At 18.8% G+C, this 17,762-nt stretch carries 18 protein-coding genes and 2 tRNA genes; 6 read left to right on the top strand and 14 right to left on the bottom strand.

Going from position 1 to position 17,762, the window contains the following annotated elements; translation table 11 throughout:
- Positions 1-52: 52 nt before the first annotated feature.
- The 10 genes from BUCICURV3402_RS00270 to fliF all read right to left on the bottom strand — a co-directional run bounded on the left by BUCICURV3402_RS00270 (position 53) and on the right by fliF (position 7,878).
- Complete coding sequence (locus tag BUCICURV3402_RS00270; RefSeq protein ID WP_154029117.1) at positions 53-319, bottom strand: flagellar biosynthetic protein FliQ; 267 nt, start codon at positions 317-319, stop codon at positions 53-55.
- Between the two features lie 35 nt (positions 320-354).
- Positions 355-1,089 carry a flagellar type III secretion system pore protein FliP gene (fliP, locus tag BUCICURV3402_RS00265; RefSeq protein WP_430809721.1) on the bottom strand — a complete coding sequence of 245 codons (735 nt, stop codon included), beginning with the start codon at positions 1,087-1,089 and terminating at the stop codon, positions 355-357.
- 7 nt (positions 1,090-1,096) lie between these two features.
- On the bottom strand, positions 1,097-1,501 hold the full coding sequence (locus BUCICURV3402_RS00260) for a flagellar biosynthetic protein FliO (RefSeq protein ID WP_154029116.1): 405 nt from the start codon (positions 1,499-1,501) through the stop codon (positions 1,097-1,099).
- Positions 1,502-1,541: 40 nt separating this feature from the next.
- A complete protein-coding gene (gene fliN, locus BUCICURV3402_RS00255; protein ID WP_154029115.1) occupies positions 1,542-1,928 on the bottom strand; it encodes a flagellar motor switch protein FliN in 387 nt (128 codons plus the stop codon).
- Positions 1,929-2,057: 129 nt separating this feature from the next.
- Positions 2,058-2,768, bottom strand: coding sequence for a hypothetical protein (locus BUCICURV3402_RS00250; RefSeq protein ID WP_154029114.1), 711 nt, complete (start codon positions 2,766-2,768; stop codon positions 2,058-2,060).
- 53 nt (positions 2,769-2,821) lie between these two features.
- A complete protein-coding gene (locus BUCICURV3402_RS00245) occupies positions 2,822-3,205 on the bottom strand; it encodes a hypothetical protein (protein ID WP_154029113.1) in 384 nt (127 codons plus the stop codon).
- A gap of 93 nt (positions 3,206-3,298) precedes the next feature.
- On the bottom strand, positions 3,299-4,675 hold the full coding sequence (locus BUCICURV3402_RS00240; protein ID WP_154029112.1) for a FliI/YscN family ATPase: 1,377 nt from the start codon (positions 4,673-4,675) through the stop codon (positions 3,299-3,301).
- 5 nt (positions 4,676-4,680) lie between these two features.
- The gene (locus tag BUCICURV3402_RS00235) at positions 4,681-5,364 is read right to left on the bottom strand and encodes a FliH/SctL family protein (protein WP_154029111.1); all 684 of its coding nucleotides are present in this window, start codon (positions 5,362-5,364) and stop codon (positions 4,681-4,683) included.
- 10 nt (positions 5,365-5,374) lie between these two features.
- Positions 5,375-6,355 (bottom strand): FliG C-terminal domain-containing protein, encoded by a 981-nt coding sequence (locus BUCICURV3402_RS00230; protein ID WP_154029110.1) that lies wholly within the window; start codon positions 6,353-6,355, stop codon positions 5,375-5,377.
- Positions 6,352-7,878, bottom strand: a complete 1,527-nt coding sequence (fliF, locus tag BUCICURV3402_RS00225; RefSeq protein WP_154029109.1) for a flagellar basal-body MS-ring/collar protein FliF — start codon at positions 7,876-7,878, stop codon at positions 6,352-6,354. Before fliF ends, BUCICURV3402_RS00230 begins: the two co-directional genes overlap by 4 nt.
- Before the next feature lie 159 nt (positions 7,879-8,037).
- Between fliF and BUCICURV3402_RS00220 the strand changes: the two genes are divergently transcribed.
- The gene (locus BUCICURV3402_RS00220; protein ID WP_154029108.1) at positions 8,038-8,319 is read left to right on the top strand and encodes a flagellar hook-basal body complex protein FliE; all 282 of its coding nucleotides are present in this window, start codon (positions 8,038-8,040) and stop codon (positions 8,317-8,319) included.
- A gap of 252 nt (positions 8,320-8,571) precedes the next feature.
- Here BUCICURV3402_RS00220 and gltX read toward each other — a convergent pair whose 3' ends face one another.
- Positions 8,572-9,990 carry a glutamate--tRNA ligase gene (gltX, locus tag BUCICURV3402_RS00215; RefSeq protein ID WP_154029107.1) on the bottom strand — a complete coding sequence of 473 codons (1,419 nt, stop codon included), beginning with the start codon at positions 9,988-9,990 and terminating at the stop codon, positions 8,572-8,574.
- A gap of 153 nt (positions 9,991-10,143) precedes the next feature.
- Here gltX and BUCICURV3402_RS00210 point away from each other — a divergent pair.
- A tRNA-Val gene (locus BUCICURV3402_RS00210) sits at positions 10,144-10,216 on the top strand.
- Between the two features lie 13 nt (positions 10,217-10,229).
- A tRNA-Lys gene (locus tag BUCICURV3402_RS00205) sits at positions 10,230-10,302 on the top strand.
- A gap of 27 nt (positions 10,303-10,329) precedes the next feature.
- Here the strand turns inward: BUCICURV3402_RS00205 and ligA are convergent.
- Entirely contained in the window at positions 10,330-12,105 is a 1,776-nt protein-coding gene (ligA, locus tag BUCICURV3402_RS00200) for an NAD-dependent DNA ligase LigA (RefSeq protein ID WP_154029106.1), read from the bottom strand.
- A 248-nt stretch (positions 12,106-12,353) separates the two neighbouring features.
- Here ligA and BUCICURV3402_RS00195 point away from each other — a divergent pair, with 248 nt between their 5' ends.
- Positions 12,354-12,797: a PTS glucose transporter subunit IIA gene (locus BUCICURV3402_RS00195; RefSeq protein ID WP_154029105.1), complete on the top strand. Its 444-nt coding sequence runs from the start codon at positions 12,354-12,356 to the stop codon at positions 12,795-12,797.
- A gap of 196 nt (positions 12,798-12,993) precedes the next feature.
- Here BUCICURV3402_RS00195 and BUCICURV3402_RS00190 read toward each other — a convergent pair whose 3' ends face one another.
- A complete protein-coding gene (locus BUCICURV3402_RS00190) occupies positions 12,994-14,217 on the bottom strand; it encodes a CCA-adding protein (RefSeq protein ID WP_154029104.1) in 1,224 nt (407 codons plus the stop codon).
- A 196-nt stretch (positions 14,218-14,413) separates the two neighbouring features.
- Positions 14,414-15,445: a tRNA (adenosine(37)-N6)-threonylcarbamoyltransferase complex transferase subunit TsaD gene (gene tsaD, locus BUCICURV3402_RS00185; protein WP_154029103.1), complete on the bottom strand. Its 1,032-nt coding sequence runs from the start codon at positions 15,443-15,445 to the stop codon at positions 14,414-14,416.
- Between the two features lie 223 nt (positions 15,446-15,668).
- Here tsaD and rpsU point away from each other — a divergent pair, with 223 nt between their 5' ends.
- Complete coding sequence (rpsU, locus tag BUCICURV3402_RS00180) at positions 15,669-15,884, top strand: 30S ribosomal protein S21 (RefSeq protein WP_154029102.1); 216 nt, start codon at positions 15,669-15,671, stop codon at positions 15,882-15,884.
- A gap of 77 nt (positions 15,885-15,961) precedes the next feature.
- Entirely contained in the window at positions 15,962-17,743 is a 1,782-nt protein-coding gene (gene dnaG / locus BUCICURV3402_RS00175) for a DNA primase (protein ID WP_154029101.1), read from the top strand.
- The last annotated feature ends 19 nt before the right edge of the window (positions 17,744-17,762 follow it).

The raw sequence follows: 17,762 nt of genomic DNA, 5'->3' as shown, positions 1-17,762 counted from the left end.
TTACTTGTAACTACAGGAATAAAGTGGTAAAATAAATTGTTTATCATGGTTATTAATTAATAAGTGATATTATATGAAAAATATTTTTTATATAATTAAGGGTTAATTGTAACATCCAAGGTCCAAATACTATAAAAGAAAAAAATACTGATATAATTTTTGGTATAAAAGAGAATGTTGGTTCATTAATTTGTACAGATGATTGAAAAATACTAATCAAAACACCGCTTAATAAAGCAGATAGCAGACACGGTGAAGATAATAATAAAGCAAATTTAATAGAATCCTGAAATAATGTAATTAAAAATTCTTGGTTCATAATATTCATCCATAATAATTAATAATCTAAAAAATTTATATAAAAAAACTTTTTGAAAGAGATAATATTAATAATTTCCAACCATCTGATAAAACAAATAATATTAATTTTAATGGTAAAGAAATAGTAGAAGGCGGTACCATCATCATTCCTAAAGACATCAAAATACTCGCAACAACAAGATCAATAATTAAAAATGGTAAAAAAATCATAAAACCAATTTGAAAAGCAGTTTTTAATTCACTAATTATAAATGCAGGCAATAAAACTTGAATAGGAATATTATCTTTATTACTAGATAAAGAAATTTTAGCTAAATCCAAAAACACAGAAATATCAGATTTTCTTGTTTGTTTTAACATAAACTGACATAAAGGTTTTGTAATATTATCTACAGCAGTATCAATATTAATCTCATTTTTATATAAAGGAATAATTGCTTTATTATAAATTTTATCTAATATTGGAAACATAATAAAAAGTGTTAAAAATAAAGACAATCCAATTAATACTTGATTAGGAGGAGAATATGGAGTTCCTATGGCACTTCTTAATAAACTAAAAACAATAATAATACGAGTAAAACACGTCATCATTAACAAAACAGCAGGAAAAAAGCTAAGTAAAGTAAATATTAATGAAGATTGGATAGATAGATTTAATATATCAGATCCATTAGAAATTATATTATGCACTACATCATTAGATATATTTTCTAATAAAAATACAGGAATAATAGATAAAAAAAATTTTTTATGAAAAACCATCATTTTCACCTTATTTAAACCAATTAAAAAATTGTCGAAATTTATTTAATAAAATAGAATAAAATGAATATTCTTTTTTTTCTTTTACAAAATATATTTTATTTTTAGGTAATTCTTTTATTAAATTAATCGAATTTACAGTCACGCCTAATAAAAATTTAGTATTATTAACATATAATATACAAATATATTGCGTAGGACTTAAATAAATTTTATCAACAATATACATTTTATTAAAATTATTATTTTTCCTAAAAAAAAATTTAAATTTTGTTATCAATAAAAATAATATTGATAGAAATAAAAAAAAATAAATATATTTTCTTCCTAAATTAATTAAATAATTATACTGATTCCATATTTTATATTTTATATCAAATTTCTCACTAAGTTGAATATAACTATACAATTCCATAAAATGTCCATATTATTAAAATAATTTTTTAAAATCAATTTCATAATAATTTTATTATTCGAACACCATATTTTTTATTATGAACAACTAATTCTCCTAAAGCAACAAGATTTTTATTTACAAATATATTTAATGGTTCATCTACTTTATCTTCTAGCTCTAGAATAGAACCTGTTGATAATTTCAATAACTCTTTAATAGTAATTTTTTTTTTACCTAGTTCTATAGTAACAGAAACTGGGATTGATATAATTGATTTTTTATATTCAAATACATCATTAATAATTTTTTTATTAAAATTTATATTTTCTATTTTTTTTTTTTTTAAACTATCGTTATATGTATTATTTAAATTATTATCTAAGTTTACTTTACTTGATATTGACTGTAAATTATCTTTTTCAAATTTTTCATTTTTTTTATTCATAATATTATTCTCAATATAAGTGAATTTAAATATTTATATAATCTAAACATTATATATATAATATCTCAATTAATACAAGAAAATTATTTTAAATATTAATAAATATATTTATATATTCTATTAAAAATTTTAAATTTTTAAAATATTTGAATATTTAAATTGTTCTATAATATTAATTGGTATATAAATCTTTAATATACTAATTACTGTATTTAAATTTATTTTAAAAATAAAACACACATAAGATATATTAAAAAAATGATTATATAAAAATTTATTTATTTTTATATATTTAAAATTATTAATAACAAATGTTTTAATATTTTTTAAAAAAGTTTTATTTAAAATTACAAAAATTCTTTCAAATAAAATATTTAAAATTTTAATTTCATTTTTATTTAAATTTAATTTTTTATCACTTTCATATAAATCAGATGTAAAATTACCAAAAAAATAATTCATAAAAATAGAAAAAAAATTATTTTTTAAGAGCAATAAACACCTATCAGTATAATTATTTAAAGAAAACTGTTTTCCTTTATAATTAAAATGTTTAAAATTAACATTTTTTTTATTATACTCAATATAACTATCTAAGAATTTTAAATTAACATAAGAAGAAAAAAATTTTTCAAATTTTTTCTTGAATAAATAACAAAAATCATAAAAAAAATTTTTATAAAAAGATTTATTTCTTTTTAAAATAAAATTTAAAAAATTAATACGATTCAATAATTTCTTATCTATATTTGTAAATAAATAGTCAGATTTTAAGGATATAATATATGACTTTCTATTTTGTATATAAATATAAGCTGGTATATATTTTTTCAATAACATATTATTTTCACATATAAATTAATAAATGATTTCATTAAATACGTAAACATAAATTATTTTTTTTGATTATATAAAAAATAATTATAAATATTCAAACATATAATATTATCTTCACGTTGTTCTACTATTCTTTTTTGTTTTTTTTTATAATTTTTTAAACGTATTTCCAATTTTTTCCATTGTTCTAAATTAGAATATAATTTTTTATATATTAAAAACTTTTCTTTAATTTTTTTTCTTAAATAACCCATTAAAGTCTTTTGTTGTATAATTAATTTTTGTAACATTGATAAAAATTTTATATATAGCTTAATTATATACTGTAAAGCACCATAAATAAACTTTTTATACAAAAACAAATTATATTGATCTTGATATTTCTTTAATTGTAATAAATATCTTTTTATTTCTATTTTTTTGTTCTTATAACTTTCCATAGAGTAAATATTTTTTTTTATATCTAATTCTATTTTTTTTTTAAAATATATATATGAGAAAGATTGAATTTCATATGCATTACCTTGAATATATTAAATTATTTTTAACAATTCTGTTAATTCTAAAATAGATTGATCATATGTACAACATTCTAAAAAATTTTGTTGTAAAAATTTTTCTAAAAAAGGCCATATCTTAATTGAATCATCTAATAATTTATTGTTTCCTTTAGAATAAATACCCAAATTAATTACATCGCGATGATAATAATAACATGAAATTAATTTTTTAATATAAATAGATTTTTTTTGATGATCATGATTAACAATGGAATGCATAGATCTACTAATTGACTTTTCAATATCAATAGATGGGTAATGACCAGATTTTGATAAAAAATCTGATAAAATAATATGACCATCTAAAACAGATTTTGCTATATCTAATATAGGATCATTATATTCATCACCTTCAGTTAAAACAGTATAAAAAGAAGTAATTGAACCAAATCCTTCACTATTAATATTACCTGTTCGTTCAATCAAATATGGAATGTTTGAAAAAATAGAAGCTGGATAACCTTTTAAAACTGGTGCTTCATTCATAGAATTTGATATTTCTCTATAAGCCATAGCATACCGTGTAAGTGAGTCTACTATTAGTAATACATGATTATTTTTTTTACAAAAATATTCTGCAATAGATGTAGCATATTGAACAGATTGAATCTTAAACATTGGAGAAACATCTGCTGGAGATACAATAACAACTGATTTTTTTAAACTTTCAATTCCTAATATATTATTAATAAACTCCCTTACTTCCCTTCCTCTTTCTCCAACTAAAGAAATAATAATTATATCTGCATTAGTATATCTAGATATCATACCAAGAAGCATACTTTTTCCAATTCCAGCTTGAGAAAATATACCCATCCTTTGACCTCTACCAACAGTTAATAAACTATTAATAGCACGAACACCAGTATCTAAAATTTCTGTAATTAAAGTTCTTTTTAATGGATTAATAGATGGTTTAAAAAAATTAAATAACATTTTTTTTGATTTAATATTACCTAAATTGTCTAAAGGATTACCAAATCCATCGAGTACTCTTCCAAGTAATTCAAATCCAAAAGGAAATTTTAAATGTGAGTTTATTTGTTTCTGAGATGAAGACTGTGAAAAAACTTTTGCTCCCGGAAAAATACCATCTAATCTATAGATGGGTATTAAAAAAACTATTTTTTCTTTAAAACCTAGTATTTTACATAAAACAGTAGATAATTTATTATTATATATACGTTCTACCCAACAAAAATTTCCTACGGGTAAATATATACCAGTAGCTTCAATAATTAAATTATTTACACTTACCACTCGACCAAAAAATAACTCGTAAGAAAAAATTGATATATTTTTTTCAAATTTATCAATTTTATTAAACCATTTATTCAATACATCATTCATATTTATTAATCCAATAAATTAGCTGATCTATAAATCCTATCCCAAAAAGATTGAATTGAAGCATTTATTTCTCCTTCTGAAGTAATAATTCGGTAATCATTAATATTCATTTTTTTATTTTTAATAACTATCCATCCATATGTATTCATTAATACTCCAAATCTTTTTATTATTAAATTATAATTATCTGGATGAACATGTAGCTGTAATTTATTAAAAATATAATGTGATGTTTTAATTAATTTATCAATTTTTTTTATTATATAGTTTTTATTAACTAAAAAAATATCATCTACTAAAATTTTTGATATATGTAATACAATTCTTATTAAACGTTTTGAAAAATTATTATTAAATTGATATATAGCAATACGAAACTTATTTAATAAATCTGCATATTTCATCTCTATACATTTATCTTTACTCTCTAAAAAGTAATTATTTGAAAAAGAACACCCTTGTAACCATCCATCTATATATCCTCTTTTATATCCTTCAGTTAATCCATTTTTATAATTTTTTTGATATATATCAGAACAAGATGCATTATTATCTTTTTTTTTAGTAATTTTAACAAACGAAATATTTTTGTATTTAATAGAATTAGAAGTAGATACTAAATCCAGTTTTTTATTTAAATTTTTAGGTTTCCATCTTTTCCATAAATTATCTTTTGAAATATTTTTCATATACTACAACCTATTTTTCTTTTATAATAATTTTATTATCTTTTATAAAATTTTTAATATTTCTTAATAATAAATTTTTTTTTAAACATATTGTTTCAAAAGAAATTAATTTTTTTTTAAAGAAATTTTTTTTAAAATATTCATATTTTTTATGTGACATATTAGAAATAAACTTATCTTTTATAGCACAATCTGTATTGTGCAAAACAATACATAAATTATCTATATCCGTATTATTTATAATAAATTTAATACTACTATCTTCAATATTTATTATATTTTCAAACTTAAAATATTTACTAATTATTTTATTTAAAATATTTATATACGGAGTATTTATTTTTTTTACTAATTGAATTATATTTTTTTTTTTAAAAAAAGATATAATATTTATTATTTTATTAATTCTTTCTTCTTCTAAAATAAAAATTTTATGTGTATTTAACCAAAAATTAATTATTTTATTTAATTCAACAAATCCAAAACGATTCAAACCTGAAAAATTAATCATTTTTATTAAAATATCTAATCTTGTTTTTGTATCAAAAAATGATAATATTCGTATAGATAAATTAGTGTTTGTATACATTAATAAAGATGAAATAATATTTAAATTTTCTTTTTTTATTAATATAAAAATATTTTTTGAACCTAATTTTTCTAAATCAGAAATATTTTTTAAAAAAGAATTTTTAATTAGACTATCCTTTAATAATTTATAAGCTTTATCAGTATTCATAGTTTTTTCTAAAATTTTTAATAAATATGTTCTTAAATCAAAATTAAAAATTTTATTTTTTTTTAATACATCATAAAATTCATAAATGACAATATCAGAATATTTTATAATTTTTATATCAAAAGATATTATAGTATCAATAAATTTCTTAATTTCTAGTTCAGTAAAATATTTCAAAACCCTTACTGAATCTTCTATATCCATAGATATTAGCAATAAAGCACTTTTTTGTATACCATTTAAATGCATCATTTCTTTTTTATCCAATAACGTATAATTTGTTCAATAATTTTTGGGTTTTTTTGAAGAAAATCCTTTTTTACAAAAAAATCATTTTTATTTATATCATCTAATTTATTAAGATCAGATTTATTTATACATTCTACCGAATGACTTTTTTTATGTTTATTAAAATTATTTGTTAAATTTGAAAAAAATTTTTTTTTATTAATTAATCTATCTTTAATAAATAGAAAACAAAAAAATAAAAAAATAATTAATATTCCAAAAAAAATATATATTTTATAATATTGATTAAAATTATTATGTATAGAAATTTCATTAAAATTAACAGTACTAGATGAATCAGAGAATAAATAATTCATCATATGAATATGATCACCTCTTTCGCTAGAAAAATTTATTACCAATTTAATTGTATTTTCTATATCTTGTAATTCTTTTTTAGATAAAGGTAACAACACACCTGAACTATTTTCTTTATAATTTATTAATATTGTTACAGTTAAATTTTTAATATCTGATTCTTTAAATCCTAAAAGAGAAATATTATTATTTGTGAATACTGTATTAGAATCTAATATTTTATTTTCTAAATTAAAAAAATAATTATTTTTACATGACAAAATATCTAAAATATTATTTATTGGTTGTTGTGATTTAGGATTAATTAAATGTATTTTTTGTTTTTTAGGCTCATCTATAGAAATATTTTTATTGTTTTCATTTACTTTGACATGTACAACAAAATTTTTTAATCCATATATTGGAATTAAAATTTTATTAATACAATCACAATAATACTCTTCTAATATATTAATATTTTTATACTGATTATTATTAAAAAATTTAGTATTATTTAAATTAAATTTATTTAAAATACTTCCAAAATGATTAACTAAAACAATATTATCCGTAGATAAATTAGGAACACTACCAGAAACTAATAATATAATCGCATCTATTTGTTCTTTTTTTAAACTAGTATTTGGAAATAAAGTTACAACTATTGAAGCAGAAGGAACTTGTTCATCTCGAAAAAAATCAGTATCTTTCTTACAAACTAGATGTACTCTAGCATGTTGAATAGGAAAAATATGTTCTAGAGTTTTAGATAATTCACCTTCTAATCCTCGATGATAATTAATACGTTCATGAAATTGACTAATACCTAATTTTTCTTTATCTAATAATTCAAAACCATAATTTTTTTTTAAAATATTATTATTAACTAAAGAAAAACGTAATTCATTCAACTTGTTTTCAGGTACTAATAATGTTCTAGAAAAATTACAAAAACGATATGAAATATGCATATTCTTTAATTTAGATATAACCCATCTACCATCTGCATCCGAAAGATTAGTATATAATACTACATAATTAACTTTTTTAGACCATAAAAAAAAAGAAAAAGAAACAAAAAAAATAAAAAATAGAATAAAAATAACAAGTTTTATTTGATTCAATATATAAATTAAAAAATTATTCCATTTTTTTTTAATGTTTAAAAAAAACATATTAATAATATTCATAATTTTTCCCTCAAAATAATTATGATATAATACATAATTTATTAAGAATTATATTTTAAAAAAATATTTTTGATTATATAAAAAATTTAAGTATGTTATTATATTAATAATATAAAAATTATATTATATAATATAAGATATTAAAATAGGAAAAATATTATGAAAATAAATCATATTCAAAAAAAAATTATTAAATTTCTAGAACCTATAAAAATAGAAAATAAAAAGAAAAATAAAAAATTTATAAAAATATTCAACAATATATTAAAAAAACCAGTTTATATTAAAAATAATATACAAAAAAAAAATAATAAAATTATCTCTAATAAAGAAGTAAATATCAAAGAAACAGAACTTAAAAAAAAACAAATAGATATATTGATACAAATTAATAATAAAATAATAAAAACATATGAAGAAATAATGAACATGCCAGTTTAATTTTATTTAAAAAATAATTAACTATACTCAATAAAATATTATATTAAAAAATTGTAAATATAATTTGTATTATTTATAATACTTTTTATATATTATATGTTTAATATCATTAAATATAATGAAAATATTATTATACTAATAATTATTTGATATATAAACATATAATATATATTCTTAAAAAATATTATTTTTAATATTTGTTATATTTATTTATACAATAATAAAGATTATTATTTATTTATAAATAAATATTTATTTCTCTAATATTTGTAATTTTATATATTTTATTAAATTTTTTATTCTAGATAAAAATGTATTCTTTCCAATATATAAAATTACAGAAGAAATATTTGGTGTATCTTTTTTTCCTGCAATACTAATTCTAATTAAAACTGCTATATCTTTAAAACATACTTTAAATTTTAATGCAGATTCTTTTATTAACAAAAGAATATTTGATACACTCCATTGAGTTAATAAAAAAAATTTTTTATATAAAAATTTTAATATTTTTAGATTAAAAATATTACAATATATATGAATATCAAGTATTTTTGATAAATCAATATCTTGATAAAAATAACAATATGATAAAGCAAATTCATGTAAAGTTTTATGATGACATAAAAAATCTTTTATTAAACCTTTTATATCAATATTTTTATCTAAAAAAATTTTTTTTATTTGAGCATACATAATAAAATACTGATATACTTTTTCAAGAGGAAGATTATTTAAATGGTAATGATTTAACCATAAAAGTTTTTTATCATTTATAATGCTAGGAGACTTACTAAGAGATTGTAAATTAAATAAATTTTTCATTTCATTAATTGTAAAGATCTCTTTATCTTTATAAGACCATCCTAATCGTAAAACATAATTTAATATCGCTTCTGGTATGAAGCCTTTATTAATATAATTACTAACACTCATTACATGATTTCTTTTAGATAATTTTTTTCCTTGAGAATCCAAAATCATTGACACATGAGCATAAACTGGAATTCTTGCATTTAAAGCATTTAATAAATTAATTTGTCTAGGAGTATTGTTAATATGATCCTCACCTCTAATAATATGTGTTATATTCATTTTCCAATCATCAATAACTACACAAAAATTGTATGTTGGCATACCATTAGATCTCTGAATAATTAAATCATCTAATTCTTCATTAGAAGTACATATTTCTCCTCGAATCATATCTGTAAATTTAACTAATCCAGAAATAGGATTTTTAAATCGAACAACATATGGAATATTAAATTTTTTAACACAGGAATTTTTGTATCTACATTTTCTATCATATTTTGGTTTTTGTTTATTTAAAATTTGATTTTTTCTTAATCCATCTAATCGCTCTTGTGAACAATAACATTTATATGCAATATTATTTTTTAACATAGATGATATTATATCTTTATATATCTTTAATCGACTACTTTGATAAACAGGCTCTTTATCCCAAAATAAACCTAAATAATTTAACACATACAAAATATCTTTAATAGAATTATTATTTACTCTTTTTATATCAGTATCTTCAATACGCAAAATAAATGTTCCATTATTTTTACGTGCAAACAACCATGAATATAAAGCTGTTCGCAAACCACCAATATGTAACAACCCAGTTGGGCTAGGAGAAAATCTAGTTTTAATTTTCATAAATATACTCAAGTTTAATTATAATAATTACTACAAATATTCATAATAATAAATATATTCTAATAATTGTATATTTTTTAACCAAATAAACAAATATATGTAAAATATATATTGACTCATAATATATCTGCTCTACAATATATAGTAGAAAAAGGGTGATTAGCTCAGTTGGTAGAGCTTCTCCTTTACACGGAGAGGGTCGGCGGTTCAAATCCGTCATCACCCATAAATAAATATTAGGGTCGTTAGCTCAGTTGGTAGAGCAGTTGACTTTTAATCAATTGGTCGCAGGTTCAAATCCTGCACGACCCAAAAAAAAATATTAATTAATGATTTATTTTATTTAGATATAAAAAAAATATTCAATATTTGAATTAAATTTAAAATAATTTTTTTATTATTTTTTTTTTGTATAAATTTAATTATAGAATTTGCAATATTTTCACCAATACCTTTTATTTTTAATAACGTTAAATAGTCTGTATATAAAAATTTTTCAATAGACATAAAATAATTAGATAAAAGTTTAGCAATAGAAGTCCCTACATATAAAATTCCCAAAGAACAAATAAATTTATCCAAACTAACATTTTTAGAAAAATTAATATTTTCAATAATTTTATTAGATAATTTTTTACCTAATCCAGATATTTTTTGTAAATAATTAATATTTAGATTAAAAAAATCTACTGGAGTATTTAAACAACCATATTTTACTAATTTAATAATATTTTTTGGACCAAGCCCTTTAATTTTTAAACAATTTTTTGAAGAAAAATAAATTAATTTTTTTAAATTTTGATCTGGACATAAAAAATCATTAGGACAAAAATAAGAAACTAAATTTGTAGAATATAATAATTTGGCCCCGCAGGACAAACAATTAAGTGGAAAAATAATTTTTTTAATTGATTCATCCCTTTTACTTATTATAACCTTTCTAATTTTAGGAATAACTTCTCCAGCACGATATACAAGAATAAAATCATTAATATGTAAATCTAATTTTTTAATTATACCAATATTATGTAAAGATGCTTTACTAATAATAACTCCACCAATATTTATAGGTATAAAATGAGCAATAGGTGTAATAACTCCAGTTCGACCAATTTGAAAAGATACATCTATAATTCTAGTTTCTACATCAAGAGAAGGGAATTTTAAAGCAATAGACCAGCGAGGATATTTTTCTACATAACCTAATTTTTCTTGTAAAAAAATAGAATCAACTTTTATAACAATTCCATCTATTTCAAAGTTTAATTTGGATCTACGAATATTAACTATATTATAGAAATTTATAATGTTGTTAATACAATTAGATAATAAAAAATCTTTATTTAATGGAAAACCCCATTCTTTTATTTTTATTAATCGTTCATAATGACTATTAATCTTTTTTTTATAATGAAATAATCCATAACCATAAACAAAAAACATCAATTTTCTTTGCTTGGTAATTTTATAATCTAATTGACGTAAAGAACCAGCAGCAGCATTACGAGGATTAGAAAATATCTTCTTATTATTAGACATTCTAGATTTATTTAAAAGAAAAAAATCAGATTTTGTCATAAAAACTTCTCCACGTATTTCTATTTTTTTAGGAAAATCATTTCCCTTTATTTCCTTTGGTATAGAAGAGATTGTAAAAATATTTTTAGTAATATCTTCTCCTATTTTTCCGTCACCACGTGTAGAAGCTGATACTAATAAACCATTTTCATAAAATAAATTAACAGCTAATCCATCAAATTTAAAATCACAATAATATTTAATATTATCTGTATTTTTTAAGTATTTTTTTATTTTTTTATCAAAATAGATTATATCAGAAATATTATTAGTACTATTTAATGATAACATTGGAGCTTTATGAATATATTCAGAAAAAGAATATAATTTTTTTCCACCAATTTGATTTAAAAGACGATCTGATATATCGAATGATTTTTTTTGTCCATATTCTTTTTCTAATTTTATTAGTTGAATACATAATTCATCATATACAGAATCTGATATTATAGGAGAATCTAAAGTATAATACATATAATTATGATATCTTAATTGTAAGCGTAATTCTATAATTTTATCATAAACTGATTTAACCATATATACACCATAAAATAAAAAAATTAATAAATAAATTAAAAATATTATATATATTAATCTTTTTTTTAATAAAAAAATATATATATTATATATAATATAAAATAATATTTTTTATATAAAATAATTTCTATATATAAAAATTATAAATAAAAAAATTTTTTGTTAAAAAAAATAAAATTTATTTTATTAATAAAAATTAACTTAAACATACACTCAACATAATTAAATATACATATATTTATTTAAAAATGAAAAATAAAAAATATATTTTTTCACCAATATCTGGATTTATTCAAAATATCAATGAAACAAAAGATTCATTAAACTATAAAAAAAAAATAATAATTCATTCAAATAATAAAATAATTGTTTCTCCTTGTGACGGAATAATAAAAAACTATTTTCCTAAAAAAAATAATTTTATCATCCAATCTTATCCTAATTTAAATATATCTGTAAAAAATAAATATATTTTTCAAAAAAAAAAACAAGCTAAATTTCTTTCTATAATAAAAAAAAATAGAAAAATATGTTCTGGAGAAACTATTTTTATAGTAAATAATTTAAAAAAGAATAATAAATTTATATATACTCAAACAATAATTGAAATCTTATGTAATAGAAAAATAAAAAAAATAAAAAATTCTCTATATAAAGTAAAAGCAGGTATAACTATACTAACGTATATATAATAAAATTTATATTTTTAAATAAATATTTAATATATATAACATAACAATATTATTTTAATAATATTAATATATTTTCAATAAATAAAATAAAAATTTTTTTAAAAAAATAATTTATTTTAAACAATATTTACTAATTAATAATTTAAACAAATTATAATATTTATGTATTATAATTTATATTTATATAAAAAATATATTATTTATTTCTCCAAATATTTAATGCTTTTACTCTTAATCGATATAATTCGTTCTTGATTTCAATACCTTTAAACAAATTTTTATTTACAAACGAATTAATAGATATATTTTTAATAATAGAAAACATGGATTTTAATAATTTACCTAATGTAATATTTTTTTTTAAATTTTTTAAATCATCTTTATAATAAAAATTTAAATATATTAATTTATTTAATCTATCCGGTTTTCTCCACGCATCAATAATATTAAAAAAATTAACAATTAATTCAGAACTTTGTAATTCTATCATTTGTAAAAAATTATGAAAACCACATAGAAAAATAGCAATTTTTTGAGTTTCTTTTGGAACTTTCAATCTTCTACATAAACTTTTAACTAATAAAACAGGTTTTTCATAAAAAAAATAATTTTTTATGTTAAGTTTAGAAATAGAATATATTTGACTAATAAATTGTAAAAAATAAGCAAATCTTATATCTAAATTATTTGTAACCCTAGAAACACGTGATAATTCAAAAAAGCTATAACGTAAAAAATTCTTTTGATTCATAAAAAAATGACATAAAAAAGATTTTTTATAAAAAAAACTAATTTCTGGAAACAAATAAATTAATGCATTACAACTATGCAATACCTGAAAATAAATATGAGGATTACGAGAACATAAACCTTTTTTAGTTTCATTCCAAACTCTTTCAGGAGTTAAATATAATAATTCTTTCCGCATACAAATTAATTTCATTAAAAATAAAGTTTTTTTTGCAATATAAAAACCTAAATGAGATAATGTAGCAGCAAAACGAGCAACTCGTAATACCCTTAAAGGATCTTCTTGAAAAGAAGATGACACATGTCTTAAAACTCTTTTTTTAAGATCCCTTTTTCCATTAAAAAAATCAATAATATTTCCATAATTATCTTGTGCCATTGCATTAATAGTTAAATCACGTCTGATTAAATCATCTTTTAAAGTAATTTTAGGAGAAAAATTAAATAAAAAACCTGTATAACCAAATCCGTGTTTTTTTTCAGTTCTAGCTAAAGCATACTCTTCATGTGTTTTGGGATGTATAAAAACCGGAAAATCTCGTCCAACTTGTTGATATTTTTTTTTTAACATTTTTTCTGGAGTAGAACCAACTACTACCCAATCACGATCATGAACAGGAAAACCTAATAAACGATCTCTAATAGATCCACCAACTAAATAAATTTTCAATAAAAATGTCCAAATAAAAGTATAATAAGAAAAATAATAAAAAAAATTATTTTTAAAAATTTTACTAAAATTAATAAAAAATATTTAATATTTAATAAATTAAATAAAAAATAATTTTATTCATACAAAAATAAATATTATTAAAATAATATATTAATTACTGAAATTTGTTTGTTATATTAAAATAATAATTATATTAATCAATATTATCATTAATTAATAAATCTGGAAACACCCTAATAGAATTATGACGAGAATATATATTAGAATTATATTTTAAAAACCCTACATATGCAATCATAGCTGCATTATCTGTACAAAAAATTTTTTTAGGAAAATAACATTTTCCTTGTTTAGATTCAACTAAATTTTTTAATTTTTTTCTCAATAAATGATTAGAACTAACTCCTCCACATACTAAGAAATTTTTTAAATTAGTTTTTTGAATAGCAAGTTTACATTTTATTACTAATGTATCTACAATTGCTTCTTCAAAAGACTTAGCAATGTTAAATCTTTCTTGAAGTAAATTGGAATTATTTAAAATAATATTTTTTACATGTGTTTTTAAACCAGAAAAACTAAAATTTAAATTAGAATATTTAGTCATAGGACGAGGAAAAAAATATTTTCCAGACTGACCATATTTTGCTAAATCAGATAGTTTTTTACCACCAGGATATCCTAATCCTAATAATTTTGCTATATAATCAAATACATTTCCAACTGAATCATCTAAAGTTTCACCTAATATAGTATATTGACCAAATCTATGGGCACTAATTAATTGAGTATTAGCTCCTGAAACTAACAATGCTAAAAAAGGAAAAAGATTACATGTGTGGTTTAACATAACGGAAAATAAATGACCTTCTAAATGATTAACTGAAATAGAGGGAATATTAAGAGACAAAGATAAAGATAAAGCAATTGTTGAACCAACTAAAAGAGATCCTGAAAAACCGGGACCGATAGTATATGCAATTGCATCAAAAATATTTTTTTTAGTAATAAAATTTTTATCAATTGAATATTGAGAAAAAATTTTTTTAATTAAAAAAATTAACTTATCTAAATGAGATCTAGCAGCTAATTCAGGTACTATACCGCTAAATTCAGAATGAACTTTATTTTGATTAAGTGTTGAATGAAAAATTAATCCTATTTTTTGATCATAAACAGCAACTGAAGTATCATCACATGATGTTTCTATTCCCAATATTCTCATAATTATCCTAAAATTTTTTATAACTAAAATTTATTAAATATAAATTATCTATCTAAAAACCTATATTATATATTATGATATAATATATATCATAAAAATAAATATTATTCTGTATATATTCTATTTTATGAAGTAATAAAATTTACATAAAAACTATATTTTATTAATTGTTACTATACTAATATTCATTCAAAAAAAATAAATAAATTTTATAGGAATTACTATGCCAATGATTAAAATAAGAGATAATGAACCTTTTGATGTTGCATTAAGAAGATTTAAAAGATCTTGTGAAAAAGCGGGAATATTATCTGAAATACGTCGAAGAGAATTCTATGAAAAACCTACAACAGAAAAAAAAAGAGCAAAAGCTTCAGCAATAAAAAGATTGGCAAAAAAATTAGCACGAGAAAATGCTAAACGTATTCGAATGTACTAATAAAAATATTATTATATTCTAAAATATTGAGACCGTTAATTTATATATAATAACGGTCAAAAATCAAAAATAAATATATGATAATCAAAAGAAAAATAAAAAAAATTCCACAAAAATTTATTCATGAATTAGTAGAAAAAACAGATATTATTGAATTAATCAATAAATACATTACATTAAAAAAATCAGGAGATAATTATAAAGCTTTATGTCCTTTTCATAATGAAAAAACACCTTCTTTTATTGTAAATCAAAACAAACAATTTTTTTATTGTTTTGGTTGTGGAATACATGGAAATGTAATAGATTTTTTAATGCAATATGAAAAATTAGATTTTTTAAGTAGTATTATGGAATTAACCACATTAAATGGAATGAATATTCCATATATCAATAATAATTATACACTCAATAAAAAATATTCTTATAGACAAAAAATACATTCAGTTTTAAAAAAAATATCAGAAATATATACAAATAATTTATTTATTTTACCAAATATAGCATATATATACCTTATAAAACGCGGTATTAATCAAAAAACAATGAAAAAATTTTCATTAGGTTTTGCTATATCCGATAATTGTCAAATTACAAATTATATTAACAAAAAATACACAAACAAATCAATTATCCAAGATTGTGGTTTAATCCTTCAAAATACAAAAAAAATTCAATATGATCGATTTAAAGAAAGAATTATGTTTCCTATAAAAAATAAATATGGACAAATTCAAGGATTTGGAGGGAGAATTTTAAAAAAAAATATTAAACCTAAATATTTAAATTCTCCAGAAACAATTACATTTCATAAAAAAAAAAATCTTTATGGAATATATGAATTAAATTTATATAATCCAAAACCTAAAAAAATATTAGTAGTAGAAGGATATCTAGATGTTATTTCTCTAAATCAATTTAATATAAATTATTCAGTCGCTTTACTGGGAAGTATAATTACAAAATATCAAATACAAGTACTATTTAAAATTAGCAAGAATATTATTTTTTGTTTTGATGGAGATAACGCTGGTCGTGAAGCAAACTGGTTTTCATTAAAATTATCATTATCATTTTTACATGATAATTGTACAATAAATTTTCTATTACTACCAAAAAATGAAGATCCAAGTAGTTTAATTATTAAAGAAGGAAAAAAAAAATTTGAAAAAAGAATTCAAAAATCTGAAACATTATATTCTTTTTTTTTTAGAAAAATTTCTGATAAAATGAATTTAAGTTGTATTAATGATTGTATAAAATTAAGTTTATTAACTATTCCATTGATTAAAAAAATTCCAAGTAAAATAATAAGAATTCATTTAAGAACAATGCTCGGAAATAAAATAGGAATATTAGATACATATCAATTAAATAAATTAATTACTATACCAATAAAAAAAATTTATAAAAAAAATATTATACCAATTAAAATTACTACAATGAGATTATTAATTAGTTTAATTATTCAGAACCCAAAAATAGTAAAAAAAATAAAAAAAATAGAAAAAATTAAACAATTAAATATAATAGGAAAAAATATTCTTATTGAATTAATACAAATAATTATTAAAAATAAAATCTTTAAAACTGGTCATTTATTAGAATTTTATAGACATACTAAACTAGAAAAAATTTTTCAATATTTAAGTACATGGGACCATATGATTGTAAAAAATAAAATATATTCTATAACTAAAGAATTATTTAACAATCTTTTAATACAACATTTAGAATATAAATATAATAAATTAATTACTTTAGAAAGAAAAAAAGGTCTTAATAATAAAGAAAAAAATAAATTATGGAAAATAAATAAAAAAATAATTAAAATTAAAAATAAAAGATATTCATTTTAATAAATATTAAAAAATATTT

Origin of the sequence: Buchnera aphidicola (Cinara curvipes), from assembly GCF_900698915.1 — a bacterium.
GTDB lineage: Bacteria > Pseudomonadota > Gammaproteobacteria > Enterobacterales > Enterobacteriaceae > Buchnera_F > Buchnera_F aphidicola_AY.
Note: the sequence above shows the minus strand (reverse complement) of the source record. Positions and strands in the feature narration are given on the sequence as shown.